Genomic DNA, 26,212 nt, shown 5'->3' on the forward strand with positions numbered 1-26,212 from the left:
ATGTGGATGCTAGCCAGTGCCGTGGTCACGGCCAGTCTATTGGGCAGCATGCACTGCGTCGGCATGTGCGGACCGCTGGCGATTTGGGCCAGCGGTGCTGGTGAGAAACAACCAAAGTCGACGGTGATTTGGTCCACGACGCTGTATCACCTGGGTCGATTGTCGACCTACGTGTTGGCTGGATTGATCGCCGGCACCATTGGCAGCTTGGTTGAAATCGGTGGCGAAACACTCGGAATTCAATTGGCTGCCGCGCGAGTGGTTGGGACGATCATGATGGCCTTGGGCATTTGGAAGCTTTGGCAAATCGTTTCCGTTCGTCGTAGCACTGCAAAACCGGTCACGCCATCTCGAATCAGTGGCGTGCTCGTCCGACTGCGGCCTCTCATTTTCAAATTGCCCGTCGCCGGACGGGCCCTCGCGATAGGCATGCTGACAACGTTGCTACCTTGCGGATGGTTGTATCTATTTGCGTTGGTCGCGGCGGGAACGGGCCAAACACTCAATGGTGGTCTGGTGATGGCGGCGTTCTGGCTGGGGACCGTCCCCGCACTTACCGCACTCATCGCGGGCACCCAATCGCTGTCTCGCCGCTTTACCAGATTCATTCCCGCCGCAGCAGCCGCGACGTTGATCATTACCGGCGGTTACACCGCGTCGGGCCGAGGCTTCGCTGATTTGAACTCATTGTCTGACATTCGTGCTGATGTGGATTTGGATTTGAATGGTACCAACTCGCAGCAAACACTTTCCGAACTGACCGAGACGCCACTTCCGTGCTGCTGCGCCGAAGGCATCCCCTGCGAAACGCCGCAAGAGTGATGACACATCATGCCTTCGAATCTCGATGCATCGAAGAACGCGGACGCTTCGTCGATGGCCGAAACCTCACTTCCCTGCGTGCACTGCGGTGAACCAACCGAGGTTCATCGCGATTCGGATCCGAAGACAGTCTTTTGCTGCAACGGTTGTCGCGGTGCCTACGAGCTGATTCATGGCTGGGGCCTGGAAGGCTACTACGGCCTGCGAGACCAATTGGCTGGCGGCGGGCAGCCGATTGACCGCGACGGGCAGCCGATCTCTGCGGACTCACTGTACGAACGATACACCGTCTTTGACCGAGCCGATTATCTGGGTGCATCCCAACCCATCGAGCAATCCGATGGAACGATGGTATGTGAGCTGGCCGTGCATGGACTGCACTGTGCCGCCTGTGCGTGGCTGATCGAAAACGTTGCCACTCGAACACCAGGTTGGCTGGATGCTCGTGTGAAGATGAGTGAGCACACGATGCGAGTTGTGTTTGATCCCAAGAAGATCTCACTCAGCCGAATCGCTCAACCGCTTGACCGGCTCGGCTACGAGTTGTCGCCGCTGCCCGAGCACCGTGAAGATCACTTTCGGCAAGAAAACCATCGGCTGCTGATCCAGATTGCCTTCGCGGGATTCTGTGCCGCCAACGCGATGTGGATTGCCATCGCTTTGTATGCCGGCGAAGCATCGGATGTCGAAGCCGAACATTGGTCCTTTCTGCGATGGATGGGTACCGGGCTGGGATTGGCGGCGGTGCTTCTGCCCGGCCGGACGTTCTTTCAAGGTGCTTGGGCGTCGATCAAAACTCGAACACCGCACATGGACTTGCCCGTTGCATTGGGTTTGACGGTCGGAACCGTTGCGGGCGTCATTGCGGCGATCACGGGGCAGGGCGAATCCTACTTTGATTCGCTGGCGGTGCTGGTTTTCTTGCTGCTAATTGGACGTTGGATTCAATTTCATCAACAGCATCGTGCGGCCAAAGCGGTCGATCTGCTGCTTCGAATCACACCTCGTCACACACAGCGCATTCTGGCAAATGATCAGACCGAACTGGTGTTGGTCGACAATTTGCGACCCAACGATTCAGTGCGAGTGATGGCGGGACAAAGTGTTCCCGTCGACGGAGTGATCCTTGGCGGCCAATCATCGATCGATCAATCATTGCTGACCGGCGAAAGCCTGCCAGTGTCGGTACAGAAAGGCGATTCTGTTTCTGCTGGAACAGTGAACCTGCAGAGTCCGCTAGATGTTCGCGTGACGTCGGTCGGACGCGAAAGTCGCATTGGGCAGGTCATGCAATCGGTGGAAGAGGCGGCGGCGCAGAAAACTCCCATCGTGCAGCTTGCCGATTCGATCGGTGGCTACTTCGTTGTCATTGTCACTCTGCTGGCGATCGCAACGTTCTTTGCTTGGCTGGGCGACGGATTTGGCATCGCGGCTTCTCACGCGACATCATTGTTGATCGTTGCCTGTCCGTGTGCGTTGGCTTTGGCCACACCGTTGGCAATCGCGGTCGCACTGGGAAGAGCGGCAAAGCGGAAGATATTGATTCGCGATGGTTCTTCGCTGCAGACATTGGCTTCCGTGGGAACCATTTGGTTCGACAAGACTGGCACTTTGACCGAAGGCAAACCACGAGCCACCTACGTCGAGGGAGATGCATCCGCGATCGCTCATGCTGCAGCAATCGAACGACATTGCGAACATCCAATCGCAATCGCGATTCAGAGGGAAGCCAGCCGACGTGATCTCACCGTTCCGACAAACGCACAACTCGGTCAAGTCCACGTCGGTGGCGTTTCTGGCAACAGCGATGGACACGCGGTTCTGGTTGGCAGCCTATCCTTCATGCAAGACAACCATGTTGTTCTCACGGAATCGATTCTCGCCGCATGCGAGCACTGCACTAATCAATCTGCCAGTCCCAGCATCATTGCAATTGATGGAATCGCATCATGCGTGCTCGCGATCAGCGACCCGCTCAAGCCCAACGTCGACCAATTCGTTGAATCGCTGAAACGACGAGGTTGGCGAGTTGGCATCCTATCCGGTGACCATCCGAAAATTGTGGCTCATGTTGCCGAGCAATTGAATCTGGATGCCGCGCAGGCACTCGGGGGTTTGTCGCCGGAGGACAAATTGCAACACGTTCGCCACCACTCAAGTGGTTCGACGGTCATGGTGGGCGACGGTGCCAACGATGCTGCTGCCCTGGCGGCGGCCGATGTAGGAATCGCGGTTCGCGGTGGTGCCGAGGTCAGTCTGCAAGCCGCACCGATTTACATCGCTTCGGACAGCATGACATCTATTTCGGATCTGATTGGTGCAGCACGGCGGACACAAGCTCTGATACGAACGGCGTTCGCCGCCTCACTCGGCTACAATTTGGTGGCGGTCGCTTTGGCAATGTCGGGACGAATCAGTCCCCTCGTCGCGGCGATCTTGATGCCGATCAGTTCGGTCACCGTGCTAGCACTCACGCTGGCATGGCCCATTTTTCGCGAAAAACAATCATGAGTGTTCTGTTCATCGCTCTGCCGTTGGCCCTCCTGCTGGGTGCGGGTGGAACAATCGCGTGCATCATGTGCATTCGAGGCGGCCAGTACGACGATTTGGAATCCCCCGCCGTTCGAATCTTGATCGACGACGAGCCGAAACCAAAGCAATCGAAGGCGACGAAAACAGCCGACACCGCCCATCCTTCCCAGGATCGCACACGCTGAATTTTGAGCGAAATTTGGCTTGGTGGTGGCCGATAACAGGCTTATGAACCGCCACTTGCTCAAAATTGCAGACTCGCACGATCACGTCACCCACGACTTGGTGATCGCGACTCACGGTTTTCTTTCCAACGGAAAAAGCCTGGATCCAATCGCGGATTCACTGACTTCCGCCGGCTATGAAACCTTGGTGTGGGATTACCCCAGTTTGCGTGGTTCGATTTTGTCGCATGCCAGCCGTCTCACCACGGTGATTCAACAGGCCCTCGGCCGACCGGACATCGGACGCATTCACTTCGTCACGCACAGCATGGGTGGCATCATCACGAGAGCGGCCATTGCTCAATCCCGGATGGAAACGATCGCGAAAAAGCGTTGCGGTCGGTTGCTGATGATGGCACCGCCGAACCGGGGCTCCTGGCTGACGAGATTGCCACTCGGCCCGTTTGCGAACCGTTTTCCGCAACTTGCGGAACTGTCCGAAAACGAGAGCAGCCTGGTCAACCAGCTGCCACGCCCTCATCGAATTGATGTGGGCGTGATCGCGGCTGAGAAAGATTGGATCGTTTCTCAGAGTGCGACCCATCTGGACGGGCAATCCGACCATGTCGTGATTCCGACGTCGCATCAGCGATTGGTTCAACACCCGCTCGCCATCGAAATGACGCTTCGCTTCCTCGAGGAAGGACGCCTGCAGGCTGTTGTTGAATCCGAGACGGCAGCGATGATGATCCCGATTCGGCCGCTGACCGAGGCCGGCGACTCCGTCCAAAGGCAACACACCGCAACCGATCGTCGGCGTGCTGCCTGATCCGCAGTGATCCGCCTACTGTTTGACGGCTTTCACTTCCGCGGACGGTTTGGGAACCGCGAAGAATGTGTTGGCACGGCGGACGCTATCGGGATCGACTTTCTCTAGCTCTTTAATCGCTTCGGCGGCTTCCGGTTTTGGGCAGGCTCGCAGGTAATTGACCGCGGGCACTCTCACCCAATTGTTTTCCGCGTCGGCGTCCAGGAACAATTGCTTGATGCGATCAATCTGGCTCCAATCTTTCCAACGAGCCAAATCGGGGATCACCAAGTCAGCCAGGTCAGGCCGGTCAAGAATGTGGTGCAGCGATTGAACCAAAGCACTGCGAGCAATCACGCCGCCCTCACTGCCGTGAAACCGGACCGCCATGATTGCAGCGTAAGTATCGGCGTAGGAAGCTTTTCTGTTTTCGAGGAACAACTCGTCGATCACGGGCAACCCTTGCTCTCCCGCGAGAGTCAGGTAGCAAGCAATCAGAGCATCGAGCCCTGAACGGCTGCTCTTCTGTGTGCTTTTGAGCATCGATTCCAGCATCGGCAGGTCTTCTTGATCGCCGCAGATGCCCAACAACGTCAGATACATCCGTTTGCGATCGGGTGACATCTCGGGATCTTGAATCCAAGTGACCAAGGTGTCGTGATCCAAGGCCGATTCGATCTTTTTGATTTCATCGTAAGGTGTGGAAGCGAATTCGTCGTACGCATCCCGCGAGAGCATCGAATCTTCGTCTTGCAGGTACTTGTAGTAGAACAACAAACGCTCCGAGGGCTCCTTGTCAGCCAACTGGGTGATTTTTTCCAGGTACTTTTCGCTTTTGGGCGTCAGCGGCAAACAAGACCACTGCATATCGCGAGGATCGACTCCGCTGAGCATAAAACGACGTCCCTTGGCAACGTCGCCAAAGTAGACAGCGGTGACCTCCTGACCGGCTTCGACGTGTTCACCGCCTTTCAGCACGGTTTCGATTCGCATTTTGATCTGCCCGGTGTCCGCGTTGCGGGTCAGATCGCTCTGTAGTGCCGTTGCGACCACCACCGCGTCCATCACCTCCATCTCTTGCCGCAGCGTTTGAGACACGGCACTGCAGAACGGGCAGGCGGACGCGATTGGACCGGCCATCAGGGTTCCGAGCACCAACACGCCAACGAGGACACGAGTTTTCAGAGTGGTCATGAATTCACAAAAGGTGGGTGGGTGACTTGCGGGATATCGGTGACTTTTCTGTCGCCGATGCATCAGAGTCTACGTTTCAGATCGGACGGTGTTCAAACCGCCCCCAAATGAAATTCTAGCACTTGGACCAATAATCGGAAACGAAACGACTCATCCTGATCGATGGGTTGTGCCGATAACTCCGATGAAACCAGTGTGGACCACGCCACGCGGGAAAACCACGCGATCAAAAAGATCCATCGCCTAACGCGATTCATACCCGGGGGGGAATGTCGGAATGTACCAACGAGCTACCATCTTGGCCGCAGCAGCGGTCGTCTTCATTGTGGGCTTTGCCTGCGATTCTCATCACGCCGCCGCTCAGGGCTACGGTGCCCCCGTGGCAATGGGAGCCGGTGGAACCCTTCCCAACGCAATGGGTCAAATGGGCTACCAGGGCCAACGTGCCTATGGCCAAAGCTGGGGATCATCCGCCGCCAACACGGATTGGAACCGGATGTACCACTATCCCTATGTCTATTACCCCCAAAACTTCTGGGGCCAAGATTATTACAAGAGCAGCGACAGCTTGTATCATCGCTACCCAACGGAAATGAGAATTCCCGTTTACAATAAAAGCTGGCACAACTACTACCCCAGCAATCGCCGGTTCCACAAAGGGCACCACTTCATTCTTGACACGTTCTAGTCGACCGTCACGCCCCAGATCGCTCATCAAACAGCTCGATGCATCCACCGCACGCGTGTGGATCATCGACGCTGTCGGTGATCTGATTCACCTTTCGCCCGCGATGGCGGAATGGCTGGGGAAATCCACCGAGACGGACGAGTCACAGACGGTCCAGACAGTTTCCGAGCAATGGGTCGACGCGCTGCGTCCCGATCCATCGATCCGTTTTCGCGGCCATCAAACCCGACAGATCACTCTTTCAAAGCATCTCGGCGATTCCAAAGGTCTCGGCGAAAGCAACCTGAGCGACGAAGCGTTGACCGCCGTCGCGCATTGGATATCGCTCGGCAACAGCGGCTACACGATTGGCTGCGTCGGCGAGTTTCTTCGCGACAGCGAGGTGCCGCTCTCCGATTGGCTGGGTGAAGGCGGACTTCGCCAGGAATCATTGCTTCGCGAATTGATCGCGAAGCATCAAACGTCCAACGCTCGCACCGCGGACATTTTGCTGGCCGGAGAATCCGACGCCGCGGTTTTGCTGCGTCGACGCGTCACCGCTGCAACCTCGATGCGATGTCATCTGGGTCTGTTCACGCCGACCAATTCCAGCAGTCGCGAACTGGCGTTGCGACTTCACGACACATCCGCACCCGACGAATCACTCACGGTTGTCGATGGAGCTTTGATGGATGCCGAGCTCTTGGAAGCTTACGCGGCCCCGGCCATCCAATCGATCAATCAACACGACTCCCATCGCAGCAACGCGACGCTGCTGATCGAACGTCTCGACGAGATGCCCGACGATGCGCAGTTGAAATTGAGCCAGTGGGTGGAAGTGTTCGGCGACCACCTTCGGCTGATCGGTATGCTCGATCCTGCGAGCGTCGTCGACAACCATTCGCATCGCGGCAAACCCGATGATCCTTTGGATGCACAAATCGCCGAGCTGACTCATATGCCGCAAGCGGTCACGGGCATCGCCAAGCCACTGATGAATTTGATGCGTGCGATGCCGATCACGGTTCCTCGTTTGAAGGATCGCCGAGAAGACATCCCAACGTTGGCGTTGGCGTTGCTTCGAGAGGCTCATCGATCGGGACAACCTCAAAAACGCATGTCCGACTCTGACATGCCCCGTTTGGGTCGCGACGCGATGGACGCGTTGACACTGTATCCCTGGCCGAATGATTTTGATGAACTCGCCGAAGCGATGGCCTCCGCACTCGGTCGCGTCGTGGGAGATCGAATCGGACGCGATCATCTGCCCTTGGTCATTCGTTCCTATCGAGTCGGTCCCCGAACTGAATCGGAACAGGAACCCGAAAAAATTGAAAACAACTTCCGGATCGAATCACTGGACGAAGCCGTTCAGAAGTACGAACGCAAATTGATCGACCAAGCCATGGAAGCGTCGCAAGGCAACAAAGCCGAAGCGGCTCGTCGCTTGGGAATCAGCCGTGCTCGATTGCTGCGAAAGCTGGACGGATGAATGCCGTGCAGACCAAACTTTGGGTGACCGGCCCCGAGACCGAACGCTGGTTCGATGCCGCGCGGGTGATGTGGAGCACCGACTTCCACCCTGAAACGCTTTCCTCGCTCGGCGACGTTCCGATTCACAAACGCAATCTTCGGTCCTCGCAACCGATTACTCCCGAGGTCATCTTGTGGGCCGGCGATCAAAACGGGATCCACGAACTGACTCAGTGGCTCCACTCCCGATCGCCTCAATCCGACCATCGCCTTTACATCGCGGCGGGTCAATGGTCCGATGCCGAACGTTCGGTACTGCAACGATTCGGTGTTCGCCTGATCGTTTCTGAGTTGACCGATCTGATCGCTATTGAGCACGTTGTGCGAGAGTGGTCGCTTCGCATCTCAAATTGACCATTTCATCTCGCTCGCATTCATGACTTCCATCGATGAAACGACCGCAACTCGACTGACGGGCGTGGGGCTGTCCGCCGTTGCGGTGATTGGTCTTCGCGGCCCGCTCGCAATCCAGTGCGTGCGTGATTGTTTCGTTCCCGCATCGAAATCAAATCTGAACTTTTCAGCGGGACAAGTTCGTTACGGTACCTGGAAGAGCCTTCCCGACGGTCCCGGCGAGTCGATCGTCTTGACTCCGATGGCCGATGGCAGCTTCGAAATCCACGGGCACGGCGGGGAAGCCGCAGTCAATGCAATCCTCGCTTCGCTCACCGATCGCGGAGTTCAATCGGTTGAGTCATCGACTTGGCAACGATCCGCATCGATTCTGCTATCCGAAGCGGAATACGTTCTGCAACGCTGTGTGACCAGCCAACAAGCTGCCGTCGCGCTCGATCAAACTCGAGGGCAATTGGTCCAGTGGTGTGAGCGGTGGCTTCAACGTATTGATGCAGCTTCATCGTCGGACGAGTTGCCAGAAGAAAATGAATCGTTGCTCGATGACCTTTGCAATGCAGCCCGAACGATCGCGGCAAACGGCGAACGTGGAGTCCGCTTGAGCGAACCTCGTCGATTGGTTTTGGCGGGGCCACCGAACGTGGGCAAAAGCAGTTTGATGAACCAAATCGTCGGCTTCCGACGCAGCATCACCCACGACTCCGCCGGTACGACTCGCGACGTCTTGCAATGCGACACCGTGATCGCCGGGGTTCCGGTCCGAATGAGCGATACCGCTGGCATTCGCGAAACAAGTCACCTGACCGAGTCAGGTGCGGCGATCGAACGAGAAGGGATTCGCCGCGCCTCCGTTGCCGTCGAGTCGGCCGACCTGCTGTTGGTTGTGTGCCAGCCTTCAACGCTGATGGATTTGCAAGACTTCCGACGATCCTTGCCGGTCTCCAAATCAACCAATGTTGTGGAAGTGCTCAATAAAGCAGACCTGCTGAGCGACGACACCAAGTCGATCGCCGACAAGATCGAGCATCAAACCATCTCGAGTGTGGACGACGATCCCGGTGTCGGCAAACTGATGCAAACACTGGCTGCACATCTAACCGTGACGCTTCCCCCTCGACATTCACCGATTCCAATTTGCCAACGACAGCTCGACCTGACTAATCAACTTTGTCGGGCGGTGTCGCTCGATGACGCAGCAACCACGTTACGACAATTGCTAACCGGAGTCGCATCGTGACCTCATCGTCGGTTGAATTGGAAGTCACGGACGACCTGCGGGAAGCGATGCGAGATTGCATCGCTGGACGAGTGCACTCGCCGGTGATGCAGACGCTTTCGAGTGGAACGAAGGCGATCCTAAAAGACATCGCGGGTTTGCAAACTCGAGCGGTCGCCACACTCGGTCCTCCCAAACGGGAAGGGGAATCATGGTGGGTGACTCGGCGAGCGATCCAACAATCCACCACGCTGCGAGTCGCAGAATTCAAAGCGGCTTGGTTTGGCGATCAACCGGTAACGGACATTTGCTGTGGCATTGGAGGTGACCTGATCGCATTGGCTCGTCGGGGACCGGCAACCGGGATCGACGCAAACCAATCGGTACTCTCGTTCACCGCCGCGAATTTGGTCACCGCTGATGTCGTCGCGAATTTGCGTCGGATGGATGTGATCGAGTCGGAACCAGCTGAGGTTGTCGATGGCTCGAAGTGGATTCACATCGATCCCGATCGTCGAGCCGACAATCAACGACATACCCAGCCTGATGCTTGGCTGCCAAGCTGGGAACGCACTGAGCAATTGCTTGGTCTGGTAGAAGGCGGTTTGGTGAAGATGGCTCCCGCGACGACACTCGATTCATCTGTTACGCAGTCTTGTCATCTGATGTGGATCTCATCCGGCGGTAGCGTTCGCGAACAAACCGCGATCTGGGGCACACTTCCAACGCCGCCCGAAATTTCAACCAATGAAACCAACTGGCAGATTGGTGGACGATCCGCAGTGGTTCTAAAGCACGACTCCGCCCACCGTTTTGCTTCTGGTTCGGATGACTGGACTGAATCCGCACCGTCCACATCTTCGGTCGAAAGCTGGATGATCGATCCGGATGGAGCCATCCGTGCAGCGGGCCTGACGGACCATTTTGCAAGTCGTCATCAAGCGAAGCCCCTTGGCGGACCGTCCGGATTCCTGACGGCCGACTGGAATGAAACGGACTTTGAAAACTTGCCCTGCCAAGCATCCATCCACGAACTCGCCACGATCGCGAAAATTCGCGATCGAATGTCCTGTGACGATCGGGCGTTGCGAAGGTACTTCCGGAAAGCGAAGTCTTATCCGGAGATCATCAAGGTTCGCGGGGTCGACATCGACCCCGCCAAACTGGGAAAAAAGCTTCGCGAATGCGGTGAGACTCCCCTGGCGTTGTGGATCGGTCGGAACGGCAAAAAGACCTACGCCGTCGTGACGGACTTGCCACAGCAGGCCCCAACTTTCTAGCGGGAAGACTCAGCCCAAATTCCGTTGAGCGGTCGTTCGCACGAGCAATCAGGTTTCAATTATAGTGGTGCGGTTGAGATCGGTTGATCTCGCCTACTCTCTTCTCTTCTCGATTCGGACCACGGTGTTATGGGCGTTCGTTTTGCTTGCCATGCGTGTGGGAAGCGACTGAACATCAAGAACGAACTCGCCGGACGCCAGGGTGTTTGCCCAGCGTGCTCGGTACGCTTTCGCATACCAACTGAGGACCGCCCGCAGTCGATCGCCATCGAAGAAGAATCATCGGCCAGCCACCCGGCGGATGTTCCGGACGAGCAAGATCAGAACGACGTGCTCGATTCGTCGGACCAGACCCCCAGCGGCGATGTAGCGGACTCTGACTCCGAATCGTCGGCCAGTACCTACGCGGCGACCGCAGCCGGCGGACCAACGACGATTGAACGTCCCAAGGTCGAGAAAAAAACAAAACCCACGCCTGAGAAGAAGCCGGCCGCTCCAGCCTCAGCCGAGCCGACCACTCCCGAAGAGATCCTGGGTGATTCAACCGCGGTTTGGTATGTCCGTCCTCCGAGCGGCGGCCAATACGGTCCCGCCGATGGTCCGACGATGAAACAATGGATCACCGAAGGCCGCATCGCCGATTCGGCCATGCTGTGGCGAGATGGTTGGCCGGATTGGAAAACAGCCGGCGAGATTTTGCGTCAGTTGAATCACAAAGGCTCAACGAGTGCCGCTCAACCGGGGCCCAAACCCATCCTGGCGACACCCGGCAACGCGCACCTGGTCGATAGCAGACTGGTCGACGCTCCCGCCGATCGTGACAAAGTCGCGATTCTTAACCGAGGTGGGCCGCTCGAATCCAGCAAACGCAAACGGTCTCGAAAACGAATCGCCGCGACGGTTTCGTTGATCTTGTTGCTGGTGGTTTTGGTAGCCGCTTTGGCGTACGTCATCACGCGTTGATGTGGGACTTGGCTGGTGACTGAACCAGCCAATCCGTCCTACGCAACTGCGAATTCAGCTGGCCGCCGCGGCCAGACGTTTCGGACACGAGTGTGCCTGAACGTGCAGCTCTCGCAGCAGGTCAATGTCACTCAGCAGGGCACGTCTCAGTTCCATCGGAATCTTGGACACATCAACGCCACGCGATTCCTCTTTGCCCATCTGCAAGCGCTGACTGGCATCTCGAACCTGGTTCCGTTCGCTATCCGTCATCGGATGTTCCGCATGACTGGCCCGCAACACACCGTGATGCGTGTGGAAGTAAGTCGGACTGTCGATCAATTGCTCCAGCATTGAAGACTTTGGCAAAACAGACCATTTCTGCTGCGAGTCCAACATGGCTTGTTCGTAGAGCTCATAGACCTCAGGAACGCATGTTTCTTGAGGAATCAGCAGCAATCGCAACTTCGCCATCGCGTTGCCGATGCCACGACTCGCCATCGCCATCGCGAGCGGTACGGCCAAGATCAAACCTGCAGTGATTGGCAGGAACCACACCGCCCATGATCGAGCGAACGTGAACACGGCTGCTGTGATCACCAACCCCAGAACAGTCAAACTGCCGTAGTCCCGAATGGCCTGCAACATCGGGACACCATGTTCACCGCGTTGTTGCGACGACCATTTGACTTTGCGACCACGCAGCGTCGAAACGACGAAACGAGTGTGCATGATGGCCATGATCGGCGAGAGCAAGATCGATAAAACGATCTCCAACAAAACGCTAACCAGCATCGCGATTGCGCCGCCAAACCGTGCGGCTTGCCCGCGAACGATCACGTTGAAGTAGCCATAAAACTTTGGGATCAGCAGCATTGCCATTGCGGTGATGAACAATCCCAGCTGCATCGCGGTTGGCGAAACGGCGTCCAACAGCTTCAGCTCGGTGGCTCCTCGGTTGTCGAGTGCCCAACTGGCAACGCACAAACATGTAAACAAGATCCACAGCGGTGAACTGGCATAGGCCAAAACACCACTGAAAAAGTGCAGACGACTGACCGGATGAAAGCCTTCACTGAGCAGCAATCGACTGTGCTGCAAGTTGCCTTGGCACCAACGCTGATCGCGTTGCGCATAGTCCGTCAGTGTTGTGGGGCACTCCTCGTAACTTCCGCCAAGGTCGTTGGCCAAACGGACCTTCCAGCCTCGACGGACCAACAACGACGCTTCAACAAAGTCGTGCGACAGGATCTCTCCGCCCAAAGGAGCTTGTCCAGGCAACACCGGCAGATCGCAGCAATCGCAAAACGCTTCGACACGAATGATTGCATTGTGCCCCCAGTAGTTTCCTTGTTCCGCCGCCCAAGCGTCGAAGCCCTCGCAGAACACGGGACCGTAAGCCGCGGCAGCAAACTGTTGCATGCGTGCGAACCACGACTGTCGACCGATCGGCGTCGGTGGAACTTGCAAAATGCCAAGTCGATCATCGGCTCGCATCCGCCGCACCATCTCGATCATCGTGTCGGGTTCGAGCAGACTGTCGGCATCCAAGACAATCATGAAAGGATACGGGTCCGACCAACGTCGACAGAAATCCGCAATATTCCCCGCTTTGCGAGCCACATTTTCGCGGCGATGGCGGTAGTAGACGTTGCACGATGTCGAAATTTGCTCTTCCAAGCGATCCATCAGTTGAGACCAAGCCAGCTCTTCCGCGAGCCAGACCTCGGAATCATTCGTGTCGCTGAGAACGAAGAAATCGAATCGCTGATCCGGCCCCAAGCTACGGACCATCGCTTCCACTCTCGCGAAAACGTCCATGGGGGATTCGTTGTAGACCGGTACCAACACCGCTGTCGGCGATTCATCGCCGGCGGATGTTTCCGTTCCTTCTGTGGTCGGTCGTCGACGAAGCAAACGAACGAAGCCCAACGTCGCGACAACGAACGAGAATGCGATCCATCCAAACAGCAATGCGAACAATGGAACGCTCAACCATTCCAACCACCCGCGACCATTCGCCGACATCGAGACCACATAGACGGACGTGCCAGCCATCGCGATCACCAATGTGATCACTGCGATCAACCAGCGTGTGCGCTTGGTGCTCTTACTGACCATCGGTCATTGCCTCAGGTTGTGGCGAATTGCCTTTTCCATCAACCAACCCAAACATCGCGAGGACCGGTTGTTGAATATGACGCGATGCCATCTGCATCCACCACTGCGGTCGCAATGGACCGATCAACGGAGGCGTCTCGTTGTGGCGCAGCGTCCGAGCTCCCGATCGCGGGATCACTCGGCGACGTTGGCTGACTTCCACTTCGTTTTCACTTGGTTGAAAGAACAACTCATCCATCGCCGCTTCCAACGTCACCCGGGGAAGCCGCGGATCGTTGGCCTCAGTCGCATCGTATGATTCTTCGGTGTCACCCGAGTCGACTCGCAAACGCTGTTTGGCGAGTCCCACGAAATAGTGAGATTGGTCACGAACGCTGTCGGGATGATGGTGCCCGCAGCGATGCAAGTAGTCCGCAATCACAGACAGAGAAAGGTCGTTGAGAGTGTTCATCGGAAGAGCCTGAAAAGAAAAGGGGCCAGTCGAATGAGTGGCGAGTGGGCTTCACGTGATGTCAAACCAAACGGTCAAAGCATCGACGTTCACCACCACCAGGGTTTATCAAATCCCGCGCCAGAAATTTCCGCCGCGCCCGCAAATTTCGCCGGAAAGCAACTAAGGGAGTTTCGACCGGCTCACTGGGCGTGCTAAGCATCGCATCACCTCCCTCATTGGAATGAGAAAGCAACGTGAATTTCTTGCGGTTGGATGAGGTGATGAATCCGCGTGCAGATCGACGGCAGCTGAACGATTTGCTGCCAAATTTGGACGCAGCGATGCCGAGTTGGCGGCATCAACTCAGAATTTCGATCCCGACTCGTGCGATGGTTGAAAATCGCATCCTGAGCTTGCGACAACGCCTACGCGAAACTAGCATCCCTAATCGACAAACAAAGTCGCCCATTGGACCGTAGAAGAGTTTGCCCCCGCCTCCTTGGCAACTCGTCCCAATACGGAGTCCCTGCTGCGTTGTCGCAGTGATGGTCGACAACCTGCCAACCTCCCGCCTTTTGGATTCGTCAGCATGAAGCGACGTATGCTTCTCTCAGCCTTCGCTGCCGCGCCCTTGCTCGCTGCGCATCGTCTTCGTGGAGACGGAGATTTCTCAATGATCTCCGCTGGTTCGCGATCGACCATGGAGGATCTGATGATGAACGAGAACTCTCACCCATTCTTGGATGATTTGCGTCGCCGGTGCTACCTGTATTTTGAGGAATCCGCTGACCCGCAAACCGGACTAATCGCTGACCGAGGCCACGCTGACGGAAGTTCGTTCAGCACCTACGCCAGTTCTGCTGGCTGCGGATTCGGATTGGCCGCCCATGGAGTCGCTGCCAACAATGGCTGGATCTCCAAAGAAGAAGGTGCATCACGCGTTCGCAAGATGTTGAGTTTTTTGGTCAATGAAGCCGAACATGAACGTGGTTTGGTCTACCACTTCATCGATCGAATGACTGGCCAGCGTGCTCTTGATAGTGAAGCGTCGACGATCGACACGGCTTTGTTGATCGCCGGTGCAATGCATGCTTCACAGGTGTTCCAAGACGATCGTGAATTGGTCGAGATGGCCGACACGCTGTATGAACGCGTGGATTGGCGATGGATGCTTGGCGACAATGGTTGCCTGCACATGGGGTGGCAACCCGAAGTCGGGAGGCTTCCTTACCAATGGGATCGTTTCAGTGAACTGACGATTCTCGTGCTACTCGCGATTGGCGCTCCCAGCTCCGCGATTCCGCCAAGTTGTTGGACCGCGTGGCGTCGTGAGAACGTTTTGCATCAACAGGGTGAATCTTTCATCAGCTATCCACCCTTGTTTGTGCACCAATACCCTCAGGCGTTCTTCGATTTCCGAGGTGTTGTTTCATCCGATGGACGTAACTACTGGCGGAACTCTCAGTTGGCACACTTGGCCCAAATCGAATTCCAACAATCGCTTGCTGACCAATCGCCCCAACGATTCGGCCACTACGGTGAAGATTTGTGGGGCCTGACCAGCAGCGACTCATCGAGCGGCTACCGTGATTGGGGCGGGCCCTACGAAGACGGCCAGGCTCAACCCGATCGCGGCATTGATGGAACCGTTGTGCCGAGTGCGGCTGGCGGTGGGCTGGCTATCGCTCCAGAGCAGACGATGCGGACCCTTCAGTATCAAAAGAACACATTTGGCGAATCGGTCTACGGACGCTACGGATTCGTCAACGCTTTCAATCCACGCCGTGGCTGGATTGGATCCGATGTGATCGGAATTGATACAGGCATTACCCTCCTCTCCGCATCAAACTTGCTGGAAGAAGGTGTTTGGCAACCATTCATGCAGCACTCCGCCGCCCAACGAGCCTTCCGTTTGGCCGGTTTCCGCCCCTTGACCGCCTAGCAAGGGAACTGAGGCCAAGACGCTGGCTTCAAAGATTCACTTGGGCACGCTGAATGCGTTTCCGGAGCTAAACTGCTGCGGTGACGCCCTAGTAGTGCGACCTCCCATTCTGCATGAATTCAACGGGACCAAGTGTATGTACTTCGACGCGTGTTTTGCGAGACTCTTTTCTTTCTCCGGTCTCGCAGTATCGGTCGCCCTTCTGATCACAGCTCCCGCTGCCAACGCGGTGGATCTGATCGATGTGCGTGACTTTGAATCGCTCAGTCAACTTGCGGCCGAGCGGTCGCAGCAGGAATACGAACCGGCGCCCGAATTGCCCGAGCCGTTGGCATCGTGGCAGTACGACGATTACATGAAGGTGAAGTATCGTTCCGAGCGTGCCACTTGGTTCGATCAAGGCTTGCCGTTTTGGTTGGAAACATTTCATCGTGGATTCGTGCAAACCGACTTGGTCGAACTGTTTACGCTCAACCCATCGCCCAGTGGCGATCCGATCAGCCAACGCATCGCCTTCAATACAAATGACTTCAGCTACGACGCACCACTGAACGCCGATGAGATTCCTCCGGCGGGTCACGCTGGGTTCCGCGTCGTGGGGCCGTTTCCGAACCGGCCGGACGCCCAAGAGATGCTGAGCTTCATCGGATCCAGCTATTTCCGCGGACGCAGCGGCGACACCATCTACGGTGCCTCGGCACGTGGACTGGCAATCAACATCGCCATGATGCAGGAAGAGGAGTTCCCTGACTTCCGCGCGTTTTGGATCCAAATGCCCGCCGCGGATTCTGACCAAATCGCGATTTTAGCGTTCATGGACAGCCCCAGTTTGACCGGAGCGTATCGATTTCGACTGATACCGGGAAACGCCGTGACTCGCGTGAAGGTGCAAGCCAACGTCTACTACCGAGATCGCCCCGAGAAGATCGCGTTGGCTCCGCTGACGAGCATGTGGATGTGGGGCGACGGACTGAAGGGACCTCCCAAAGACAAACGACCATCGGTTCACGACAGTGATGGGATGCTCATTCAAACAGGTCCCGACGAATGGCGTTGGAGAGCGTTTGCTCGCCAGAGTTACCCCTCGGTAACATCGACGGAAGTCGAATCGCTTCACGGATTTGGGCTGATCCAGCGAAACCGAGCCTTCTACCACTACGACGATCACAACGCACGCTACGACAAACGTCCCAGCGTTTGGATCAAACCGGACGCCCCATGGCCCAATGGGCGAATTGAATTGCTCGAATTGCCGGGCGCTCATGAAGGCATCGACAACCTGGCCGCGTATTGGCTGCCTCCCAAAGACGAATCCGCCGGCGATCAGTCAGCTGACGACACGGATCCTCCGGTCGAATCAGTCGCGAATCCTGGATCAGCCGTTGCGGCGAGCGATATCGTTTCGAAGCCCGATGGTTCAACTGAACCGGTCCAACCCTCACTCGAGTTCGCATATGAAGTCAGCTTTTTCGCGGGCGATCCGCCGGAGCACAATGTGCTTGGACGAGCGACCAACTTGAGCGTGACTCGGCCTGAGAATGCCGATGAACCGATCGAGATGGAAATCCGTTTTGCCGGTCCTGTTCTTCGAGGACTGCCAGCGGATCATCCGCCTTCAATTCAGGCCAGCGCGATCGCTGGCGAAATCTGCGAGGAAGAATTGAAACGCACCGACGAAGGCGATTGGATCCTGCGTCTCGGCGTGACTTTGGCAGAAGACAACTCTGGCGAACGACCGGTCGAATTGTCTCTTCAGTTGATTAGTGAAGACCAACCTGTGTCCGAAACGTTCGGCTACTTGCTGCCGCCTACAGAACCTGAGTTTGTGTACCCCGCCGTTTACACACGGCAAGAGTGATCCGTCGGAGCGAGTGCTGTCAATCGCTCCGCCCTCGGCTATTTCTCAGGCTTCTCATCCGCGGTGACGGAAGAGGCAATCCGTCCACCTTGGACCAACACTTCCAACTCGTCCGTGAATTGCTGCTTCAATTCCGCTTCGCCGGGGAAGCCCTGATGAACCGCCTCGACGATGCCCGTGGGAGCGATTACCAACGTCAAGGGAATCGACTTCGCCGTGAACAGATCAATCAGATCGCCATCGGGATCCGACGCCACGGTAACATCCCAATCTTGTTCGCTGACGAAGCCTTTCACCAAGGATGAGCTTTCGCCGACATTCACGGCATAGAACTGCACACCTTTGTCGGCGAACTTTCGAGTTGTCTCGGCAATCACGGGCATCGCCTGCAAACACGGACCACACCAAGTCGCCCAGAAATCCAACACGACAACTTTGCCCTTCAAATCGTCGTTGCCAACGGTGGAACCATCCATCAACGTCAATTCGAATTCGGGAACAGACTTGCCCAACAACGGATGCTCGACCAACTTCTCTGCGGCCTGCTTCTGGAATGCTTCCAATGATTCGTATTCGACCGCCTCTCGGGGTGGCGTGTATCGAAATAGTTTCTCGTCGACTTCACCGGTCACTCGCCAAGACTTGAAGTCGTACCGCAACGAATAGGCATAACCTTGAGGCACGGCGACTTGCCCGGTCGCGATCAACATCGGTGTGAGGTCAACCAGCAAACGAAGCGGACGAGGTTTCCCTTCGTCACTGATCCAAAGATCCCAAGTGACACCGTCTTTCTGTTGCCCACGCAAATGAATCGATTCAATGCTGCCGCGATACTTCACTTTGCCCGCGACTTCGACTGACTTCATTCCACCTAAGAACGTGACAGCAGGATCAACGCCAGCCAACGTGAGCGCCAACACAGCTTCCGGGTAAGGACCGAGATTGATCTCCGAGCGAGTCGCGAGTTCCTGGCACGATGCAACGTTTTGCAATCGGAAAAACGCTTCGGGCGTGATAGCCACAACGCTCTGCTCGCCGTCGGAATACAACCGTTTTCGATCGTCAGCAGACTTGTAATAAACGGTGTACTGATCGGGGTATTTCGACGCGATTTGGTAAACCGAATCTAATGTCTCAACGACTTTGCCACCCATCACTGTTTCAGCGGAAAGCTCCACGGTCGCGCGTGAGACATCGGCTTTTGAGATCCGCGAAAACAAGGGCGTCAATGCTTTGCGAACATCTTCGCTGAGCTCAAACGTCGGTTTATCTTGAGCGAAGGACGTGGTGGTCGTTGCGAAAACGACAACGCAAAACATCAACGACTGAAGGGTCTTCCATGTCCCAAAACGAACACAATTCACAACGGTAGCCAATCAACTGAAGAAGCAAGACAAGAGTGGACGAGGCTGCCGATCAGGCAGGGGCATCCTTCAAGAATGCATAGCTTTCCCGAACGCTGTCCAAAGGTGCGGGAGATTGGTCCTGCTCGACATGGCATTGATCCACGCCAATTTCGCGAGCCAATTTCATCACCGCGGGAATGTCGATGATGCCGTTGCCCAGTTCCTGAAAAGCGTCGTTCGGAACTTGACCTTCATCGGTGATGACCGGAGTGTCCTTTTTCAGATCTTTCAAATGCACTTGGCTGATCCGTCCCGCTAAACGACGCATCATTTCAATCGGATCACGTCCGCCGATCTTGGCCCAGAAGACATCCAGTTCAAATTCCATTTTGTGTGGGTCAAAACGCTCCACGAAAATGTCGAACGCGGTCAACTTGTTCGCCTTCTTCTCGTCATCGTTTGAGTTCGCATCCTCGGCCGCGTCTCCGTTGAACGTCGCGAATTCGAACGAATGGTTGTGGTAGCACATTCGCATCCCAGCGTTGCGAGTCTGGTCGGCCGCCTTGTTGGCTCGGTCCGCAATCGCACGGCATTTGTCCGCCGTGTCTCGTTGATGTTTCGCGATGTAGCCGAAGACAACGTGTCGCAATCCAATCCGCTCCGCCAATTCCAAAGTGGTTTCGACTGAACCAACCCCATCCTTGTTCGGTTCCGCGATGACGTTGAAATCCATGAAGGCGCTGTGCACGATCAATCCGTTGTCGCGAGCAATCGCCGCCAGACGCACAGCTTCATCATCGATATTCATCAGCTCGACTTGACGATAGCCCGCCTCAGCGACGGCCTTCAGCGTGCCCTCGGGGTCAGCTTTCATCGCATCGCGAAGCGTGTACAGCTGCAAACCGATGCGATCCATGTATGGCAGCGGCTCGCCACCTTTCGCGGTGGCTTTCTCCGCCTCTTGGGCCAAAAGATTCAAAGGTTGAGCCAACCATGCCGCCATCGCGGAAGTGGCGGTCAATTGCAATGCTGTGCGGCGATGGATCGAAGGAGTCTTCATTGGGACCGAGGTGCAAAGGTGCCAAAATGGATGTGGAACGGACGAGCAATTGAAACGGAGAACACGCCGCGAAAGATTTCGGCACATTGCATCCGTCGCGGTGCGTTCATCACTGTGCTTCGCTGCGGAAGCCCGATTCAATCAGAGGTACGCGTCCTCACGGATTGCCAGTTCGTTCGAAGAGATCAGTCCAGTTCGCGTTTTTGTCGCTGACGCCGGCTGTATCTCTCCAAGGTTTTACGTTCCGAGGAAGTCAGGCTGGATTCTCCTGACTCATGGATTTTAGCCAGAATTCGGTCCGCATCCTCTGCTTCCGCTCGGATTTTTTTGTCGGGATCGTGCAATTTCAGCTTCGCACGGCGCGATTTCAGCCTCATTTCGTCCCGGAACTCGCCAAAACGTCTGAAATCGAGCCAATGGAACGACCACTGAAGTTGGTAGTACAAGAACCCAAAGAGTGCTCCCGCCAGGTGAACTTCGAAGGCGGTGGAGCTCGCGGAACCGAAAAGTCCGAAGGCGGAGATCAAATCAAACAGGACCAACACCGTGGCCAACACCCACGCTTTCACTGGCAAAACGAACATGAAGAGCACTTCCTGGTGGGGGAAGTAGCAGGCGAAGAGAACCATGACCGCGATCACGGCACCGCTAGCCCCGATTGTCGGCACACCGATGATTTCGGGACTCAGTTGCCCCGTGTGGAACAACGAGATTGCACAGGGGTACAGCATACCGACGATGCCACCCGCGATCACCGCGATCAAATAGAACCTGAGAAACTCCTGCCCCCCCAATCGTTGCTCCACGGGACGCCCAAAGACGAACAACAAAAACATGTTGAAGAGGATGTGCAGAATGTCTTCGGTATTGTGCAGAAACCCGTAGGTTAACGTCTGGAACCAGAGCCAGGGCCTCAACAACGATTGACCACTGATGCCAAACCAATGAATCAGGTGATCGCCGAGGACAATGTCGACCAGAAAAACCGCGACGTTGATCCCGATCAGGACCTTGATCATCGACAAGGGATTCTCAATTCGATCCCACGGTGTTCGTTCAGTGCGACTGTAGTCGCGTTCGTTCAGCCCCATTCTGGCAATCAATCCATCACAGAAAATTGGCGTCGCTAAAACGAGCGACGTTTGAGAATTTCGCTCATCAAGAACGCTTGCTGAGCCCCACCGGGTCGGGACAACAATCGTCGCAGATTGTCCACCGGTGTCGCCACCCGTCCTCTCGATTTGGAGCCGGACGATTTTCGATCAGATTCGTTCGTTTCACCGTCCAGGTGCGGAAGGCTCCCCAAACGTTCTTCAACCACTTCCCCCAGGACAACCTCGTCACCGCCGTGATCGTCGACGATGGAAACATCAATGGCCTCGGCAAGCTGCCGCGTCACCCGTTCGCGATTGCGATCGGAGTACTGTCGGGGACGCGAATTGCTGTCCTGACGTCGTTGCTCCTCTTGCAGGGCACGAAAATCAATCGCGTTGCGTTGTCGAATCTCTGCCGACTTTCGCAGGAATGCTTCGAGCTCATTAGGGTTTTCTTCGCGAGGCATCTCAGTGGGTCTCTTCAGGCGTGTCGGGATCGTGCGAATGCCCCGCCAGAGCACGTCGCATCTCGGTATCCGCACTCACGTTCTGCAGACGGTAGTAATCCATCACCAACAGTTTTCCGCTTCGGAAAGCTTCGGCCATGGCGCGGGGCACGTCCGACTGTGCTTCGACCACTTCGGCCTGACTCTTTGCGATCTCCGCCTGCATCTCTTGCTCTTCGGCGACCGCCGCCGCACGCTTGCCTTCTGCATTGGCACGAGCCACCGCGGTGTCGGCTTCCGCCTGATCGGCTTGCAAACGAGCACCGATGTTGGCTCCCACGTCGATGTCAGCGATGTCGATGGAAACGATTTCAAACGCCGTTTGAGAATCCAGCTTCTTCACCAACACGGCTTTGCTGATCACGTCCGGGTTTTCGAGCACCGCCTTATGGTTGTCCGCCGACCCGATCGCACTGACGATGCCTTCGCCAACCCGAGCGATGATGGTTTCTTCCGTCGCACCACCAATCAATTGCTGTAGGTTGGCTCGCACGGTCACACGAGCTCGCACCTTCAACTGAATCCCATCTTTTGCGACCGCATCCAGCGATGGTTTCGCGGCACCTCGCGGTGGGCAATCGATGACCTTTGGATAGACACTCGTCTGAACCGATTCCAAAACGTCGCGGCCCGCCAAATCAATCGCCGTTGCTTCGCGAAACGTCAGCGAAATCGTCTTCGCCTTTTTCGCGGCGATCAATGCCCGGATGACTTGCTGCACGTTGCCGCCGGCCAAGTAATGGGCTTCGAGCGCACCAACTGTCAGCTCGGGATCGTCCAGGCCGGCTTGCGTTGCCATGATCTTGCTTCGCACGATCGCTCGTGTGTTGACCTTTCGAAAGGTCATTCCGATCAGGTTTCCAAACGAGATTTTGGATCCCGTCAGGACGGATTGGATCCACAACCCGAAATAGCTGGTGAAGATAAACAGCACCACAACAATCCCGGCGAAAATCACCAGTGCACCAATCAACAACGCAGTGGTGACCTTGGGCATCTGAGCCAAAGGCAGGGTGTCCAGCAACAGCGATGCAATCATGTGGCGTCTCATGGGGGCGGCATTTGTTCGAACCAGACGAAGCTGCCAGGTTAGAAGAGGCTCGAATCGGACGGGAAGAAGGCGTTTTTTCCTTCGTCCCGTTTTTCGGGGGCCGATATCATCGTCCTGGCCCCGTCATCCAGTGTCAAGCGCAGCAACTCACTCGAACTTAACGCGGCGAGATCTTCACTCAACCATCCGAATTGGCATCGTCACCAGACTCGGGCTGGTCTGCTTCGGTAGCCACCGAATTGTCCTGCGTCGGCAAATCGGCATCCATCCATTCCGCTAAAGAACGAGTCCCCGCGGCAATGCATTCGGCTTCTTTGAGGGCGGCCAGGGTCTTCCAGGCGGGATGATCGTTCGCCGGCCGGAACCGGTGAGCCAGCCGCATCACATCAGCCAGCAAAATGTTGTCGGCGGGCCGGGCGAGAGTGAGCTGGTTTTCTTGCCCCGCACCGGTCACCACACGCCGCAAGAAATTGGCCTCGATCAGCCGAGTCTCCATCTCGTGAACCACGCGGCTCGACAATCCCAACCGATCAGACAACTCCTGCCTTCCAACGGCTTCTCCATCCGTAAAAGCGATTGCGACTTCGGTCATAATCGGCAGCATCCAATCTGGGTCACCGGCCGGCAAATCTTCCTGCTTCTCACCGCGGCGACGGAACTCTTTGCCGCGAACCGTTTGCAGGGTGTAGGTCAAAATCAGTCCAAACAAGACGATCAGCCACGTCAGGTAAATCCAAAGCAGGAACAACGGGATCACTCCAATGGATCCATACAGTTCCAAATACGGAACGGCGGTCGTCACGTAAATCTGGAAACCATACTTGGCGAATTCCCACAACACCGCGCTCACCGCCGATCCCATCACCGCGGCACGCACCGATACATGAGTGTTCGGCATCAGCGCATACAGCAGGAACAACAAAACCCAAGAGGCGAGCAACGACAGAGCGTGCTGCAGAATCCAAACCGGCCCAGAGCCAGCACCGAGATTTCCAAACCAATCGATCACCTGCGCTGACATGTAGAGACTCAGCGCCAACAGCCCGCTTCCGAGCGTGATGATTGACCAATGAACCGCCACGCGAATGTGAATCGGTCGCTGCGATGGAGCATCGAAGATGCGGTTAAACAGATATTCGGTCGCATCCGCCAACGCCACGGCAGCGTAGATGAACAACAGCAAGCCAAAAACGCCGATCGACGCAAAGTCCAAGGAAGCAATCTTGGAAGTCGCATCTCGCAGGGTCTGCCGAATGATTTCGCGAGCTTGGTCGTCGGCTTCCGCTTTGCCTTCAATCTCTTCCGCATCGATGACTTCGCCGGCCGCATCCGCCGGAGTTGGAGGATATCCGGCAATGGTTGGATCCGTTGCATCACCCGCCAACGCCGCTTGATCCGGTAGTCCGTCGGGGCCGCCACCGATGCCTCCATCGCCAAGTTCTTCAACGCCGTTCGCACCATCCCCGGCGTCTCTATCCTCAGCGTCTTCGTTAACTTCGCCTTCGTCCGGGACGACCAATTCGATCACGGGGTCGTCCGAATCACCAAAATCTGGCGTGGTCACTTCCGTCGAGTCCACCGTCGCTTCGATCGGCAAAGCGTCCGGATCGGGTTCCGGAACCGGAATGTATTCCGCCGGAATCTGAGGAACGCCAAAGAACGAATACAGTTGGTTCTCAACCCTCAACTGCACATCGTCCAAGCCGCCGAAGACACGAAACATCACCAATCCCAGCACCACGACGGGGATCAATGAGAAAATCGTTCGGTAAGTCAATTCCGCCGCCATGCCCTCGGCACGATGGCGGTGCAGTTGAGCGCTGCAGTGGATGACCAAATCCCACGCCGTTCGCAATTGATGCTGACGGCGAGACAGTTCGTCTCTCGGGCGTTCAATCGTTTCGACGATGTAATTCCACCAGTGACGCACGGTGTATTCCTTGAGGGTGGTCGGCAGATGGAGGATTCGAAACGAGTGACGGATTGGCTAAACGAACGAAGAGCCAAATAGAAATCAACAGATTGTCGTTTGCTGCATCGTCATCGCTTAATCACAAGAAGGCAACGTATCGCGTTCCCACAGATGACTCAGATGACCGAGCACCGTAGCGGTTTCCCAGCCAACCCGGCGATCAAATTGTCGACCGCGATTTCCGACATCGCGTTTCGGCTGGTGTGAGTCGCACTGCCAATGTGCGGCAGGATCACGCAGTGAGGCGACTTCACCAAAGCGTGATCAGCCGACAAGGGCTCAGGCGTTGTGACGTCCAAACCAGCAGCGAAAATGGCTCGACTGTTCAGGGCATCGACCAAAGCATCTTGGTCGACAATCTCACCTCGCGCCGTGTTGACCAACACCGAGGTCGACTTCATCTTGCCAATCGCATCCGCATCGATCAGGTTGCGAGTCTCGTCCGTCAACGCGACGTGCACCGAGACAAAATCGCTTTCGGCCAACAAAGTGTCGAGTTCGACACGGCGGCCGCCCAATTCTTTTTCAACGTCACCTTGATCGCTTCGGGAGGTGTACAGGAGGTTCATGTCCCAGCCTCCCACCAATCGCTTGGCGGTTGCTTTCCCGATGCGTCCCATCCCGACGATACCCAGGGTTTTGCCGGAGGGTTCGACGCCCAACCAACCTGTCGGCTCCCAAGTTTTCCACTCGCCTTCGCAAACTTGGTTGCCCGCTTGCAGGACGTGCCGCGAGGCGGCAAACAACAGCGACACGGCCAAATCGGCCGTTGCATCGGTCAACACGTCTGGCGTATTCCCCACCGCAACGCCGCGAGTCTTGGCCGCATCGACGTCAATGTTGTTGAATCCGACGGCATAATTGCTGACGACGCAAAGCTGATCTCCCGCGACGTCCATCAACTCACCGTCGATTCGATCGCTCAACATGGTCAGCAAACCGTGCCGGCCCTTCACCAACCGGCACAGCTCATCGCGACTGGGTGGGATCGCCTCCGGCCAAACCTCCACTTCACAAACTTCTCGAAGCCGCTGCAGCGACTCGCCGGGAATTTGCCGCGTTACCAATACGCTGTGATTCATCGTCTCAATTCCCAAACGTGGCGTTTCATTGACTCAATTCCCCTTCGCGGTTTTCTCAGAAACCGACATAATGGATCTCTGCCCCGCGACCAGGGCTTCTCGTTTCCTAAAAATGATACGATGGAGTTCATCCGCGAAACACAGGGTTCCGGATCTTCGAACGGAAACAGCGATCCTTTCCTGAACTCGCGTGCCACGTGCTGCGAACGGATTGAGCAGAAACGGNTTCCGGAAA

22 protein-coding genes are annotated in these 26,212 nt (G+C 56.2%); 12 read left to right on the top strand and 10 right to left on the bottom strand.

Annotated features, from left to right (window positions below; genetic code table 11):
* From RE6C_RS10415 to RE6C_RS10430, 4 genes are read left to right on the top strand one after another with little or no spacing between them, the layout of a single operon-like run.
* Positions 1-822, top strand: coding sequence for a sulfite exporter TauE/SafE family protein (locus RE6C_RS10415; protein WP_008656371.1), 822 nt, complete (start codon positions 1-3; stop codon positions 820-822).
* 9 nt (positions 823-831) lie between these two features.
* Positions 832-3,333, top strand: coding sequence for a heavy metal translocating P-type ATPase metal-binding domain-containing protein (locus tag RE6C_RS10420; RefSeq protein ID WP_008656372.1), 2,502 nt, complete (start codon positions 832-834; stop codon positions 3,331-3,333).
* Complete coding sequence (ccoS, locus tag RE6C_RS10425) at positions 3,330-3,539, top strand: cbb3-type cytochrome oxidase assembly protein CcoS (protein WP_008656374.1); 210 nt, start codon at positions 3,330-3,332, stop codon at positions 3,537-3,539. Before RE6C_RS10420 ends, ccoS begins: the two co-directional genes overlap by 4 nt.
* Before the next feature lie 43 nt (positions 3,540-3,582).
* On the top strand, positions 3,583-4,347 hold the full coding sequence (locus RE6C_RS10430) for an esterase/lipase family protein (protein ID WP_008656375.1): 765 nt from the start codon (positions 3,583-3,585) through the stop codon (positions 4,345-4,347).
* Between the two features lie 15 nt (positions 4,348-4,362).
* Here RE6C_RS10430 and RE6C_RS10435 read toward each other — a convergent pair whose 3' ends face one another.
* Positions 4,363-5,520: a hypothetical protein gene (locus RE6C_RS10435; protein WP_008656376.1), complete on the bottom strand. Its 1,158-nt coding sequence runs from the start codon at positions 5,518-5,520 to the stop codon at positions 4,363-4,365.
* A gap of 277 nt (positions 5,521-5,797) precedes the next feature.
* Here RE6C_RS10435 and RE6C_RS10445 point away from each other — a divergent pair, with 277 nt between their 5' ends.
* The 6 genes from RE6C_RS10445 to RE6C_RS10470 all read left to right on the top strand — a co-directional run bounded on the left by RE6C_RS10445 (position 5,798) and on the right by RE6C_RS10470 (position 11,533).
* A complete protein-coding gene (locus RE6C_RS10445) occupies positions 5,798-6,208 on the top strand; it encodes a nuclear calmodulin-binding protein (RefSeq protein WP_007327709.1) in 411 nt (136 codons plus the stop codon).
* Complete coding sequence (locus RE6C_RS10450; protein WP_236618095.1) at positions 6,195-7,679, top strand: helix-turn-helix domain-containing protein; 1,485 nt, start codon at positions 6,195-6,197, stop codon at positions 7,677-7,679. The genes RE6C_RS10445 and RE6C_RS10450 overlap by 14 nt, the downstream gene beginning before the upstream one ends.
* Positions 7,676-8,074, top strand: a complete 399-nt coding sequence (locus tag RE6C_RS10455) for a hypothetical protein (RefSeq protein WP_008656379.1) — start codon at positions 7,676-7,678, stop codon at positions 8,072-8,074. Before RE6C_RS10450 ends, RE6C_RS10455 begins: the two co-directional genes overlap by 4 nt.
* Positions 8,075-8,096: 22 nt before the next feature.
* On the top strand, positions 8,097-9,311 hold the full coding sequence (locus RE6C_RS10460; protein WP_008656381.1) for a GTPase: 1,215 nt from the start codon (positions 8,097-8,099) through the stop codon (positions 9,309-9,311).
* A complete protein-coding gene (locus RE6C_RS10465) occupies positions 9,308-10,570 on the top strand; it encodes a class I SAM-dependent methyltransferase (RefSeq protein WP_008656382.1) in 1,263 nt (420 codons plus the stop codon). Before RE6C_RS10460 ends, RE6C_RS10465 begins: the two co-directional genes overlap by 4 nt.
* Positions 10,571-10,699: 129 nt before the next feature.
* Entirely contained in the window at positions 10,700-11,533 is an 834-nt protein-coding gene (locus tag RE6C_RS10470; protein WP_008656384.1) for a DUF4339 domain-containing protein, read from the top strand.
* A 54-nt stretch (positions 11,534-11,587) separates the two neighbouring features.
* Here RE6C_RS10470 and mdoH read toward each other — a convergent pair whose 3' ends face one another.
* Both mdoH and RE6C_RS10480 read right to left on the bottom strand, forming a co-directional pair.
* A complete protein-coding gene (gene mdoH, locus RE6C_RS10475; RefSeq protein WP_039961761.1) occupies positions 11,588-13,633 on the bottom strand; it encodes a glucans biosynthesis glucosyltransferase MdoH in 2,046 nt (681 codons plus the stop codon).
* Positions 13,623-14,084, bottom strand: a complete 462-nt coding sequence (locus RE6C_RS10480) for a hypothetical protein (protein ID WP_008656386.1) — start codon at positions 14,082-14,084, stop codon at positions 13,623-13,625. The genes mdoH and RE6C_RS10480 overlap by 11 nt, the downstream gene beginning before the upstream one ends.
* Positions 14,085-14,655: 571 nt before the next feature.
* Between RE6C_RS10480 and RE6C_RS10490 the strand changes: the two genes are divergently transcribed.
* The gene (locus RE6C_RS10490; protein WP_039961763.1) at positions 14,656-16,008 is read left to right on the top strand and encodes a glucoamylase family protein; all 1,353 of its coding nucleotides are present in this window, start codon (positions 14,656-14,658) and stop codon (positions 16,006-16,008) included.
* A gap of 136 nt (positions 16,009-16,144) precedes the next feature.
* Positions 16,145-17,866 (top strand): glucan biosynthesis protein, encoded by a 1,722-nt coding sequence (locus tag RE6C_RS10495; protein WP_008656391.1) that lies wholly within the window; start codon positions 16,145-16,147, stop codon positions 17,864-17,866.
* 38 nt (positions 17,867-17,904) lie between these two features.
* Here the strand turns inward: RE6C_RS10495 and RE6C_RS10500 are convergent, their stop codons facing one another.
* The 7 genes from RE6C_RS10500 to RE6C_RS10530 all read right to left on the bottom strand — a co-directional run bounded on the left by RE6C_RS10500 (position 17,905) and on the right by RE6C_RS10530 (position 25,977).
* Positions 17,905-19,230: a redoxin domain-containing protein gene (locus RE6C_RS10500; RefSeq protein WP_008656393.1), complete on the bottom strand. Its 1,326-nt coding sequence runs from the start codon at positions 19,228-19,230 to the stop codon at positions 17,905-17,907.
* 52 nt (positions 19,231-19,282) lie between these two features.
* Entirely contained in the window at positions 19,283-20,272 is a 990-nt protein-coding gene (locus tag RE6C_RS10505) for a sugar phosphate isomerase/epimerase family protein (protein ID WP_039961764.1), read from the bottom strand.
* A gap of 185 nt (positions 20,273-20,457) precedes the next feature.
* Positions 20,458-21,363, bottom strand: coding sequence for a rhomboid family intramembrane serine protease (locus tag RE6C_RS10510; RefSeq protein WP_008656396.1), 906 nt, complete (start codon positions 21,361-21,363; stop codon positions 20,458-20,460).
* A gap of 35 nt (positions 21,364-21,398) precedes the next feature.
* Entirely contained in the window at positions 21,399-21,833 is a 435-nt protein-coding gene (locus tag RE6C_RS10515; protein WP_008656397.1) for a hypothetical protein, read from the bottom strand.
* 1 nt (position 21,834) lies between these two features.
* On the bottom strand, positions 21,835-22,911 hold the full coding sequence (gene floA / locus RE6C_RS10520; protein ID WP_007339079.1) for a flotillin-like protein FloA: 1,077 nt from the start codon (positions 22,909-22,911) through the stop codon (positions 21,835-21,837).
* A gap of 190 nt (positions 22,912-23,101) precedes the next feature.
* Entirely contained in the window at positions 23,102-24,853 is a 1,752-nt protein-coding gene (locus RE6C_RS10525; protein ID WP_008656398.1) for a YihY/virulence factor BrkB family protein, read from the bottom strand.
* 158 nt (positions 24,854-25,011) lie between these two features.
* Complete coding sequence (locus tag RE6C_RS10530) at positions 25,012-25,977, bottom strand: 2-hydroxyacid dehydrogenase (RefSeq protein ID WP_039961765.1); 966 nt, start codon at positions 25,975-25,977, stop codon at positions 25,012-25,014.
* Positions 25,978-26,212 lie beyond the last annotated feature (235 nt).

The sequence above is a fragment of the Rhodopirellula europaea 6C genome (assembly GCF_000338295.1).
Lineage (GTDB): Bacteria > Planctomycetota > Planctomycetia > Pirellulales > Pirellulaceae > Rhodopirellula > Rhodopirellula europaea.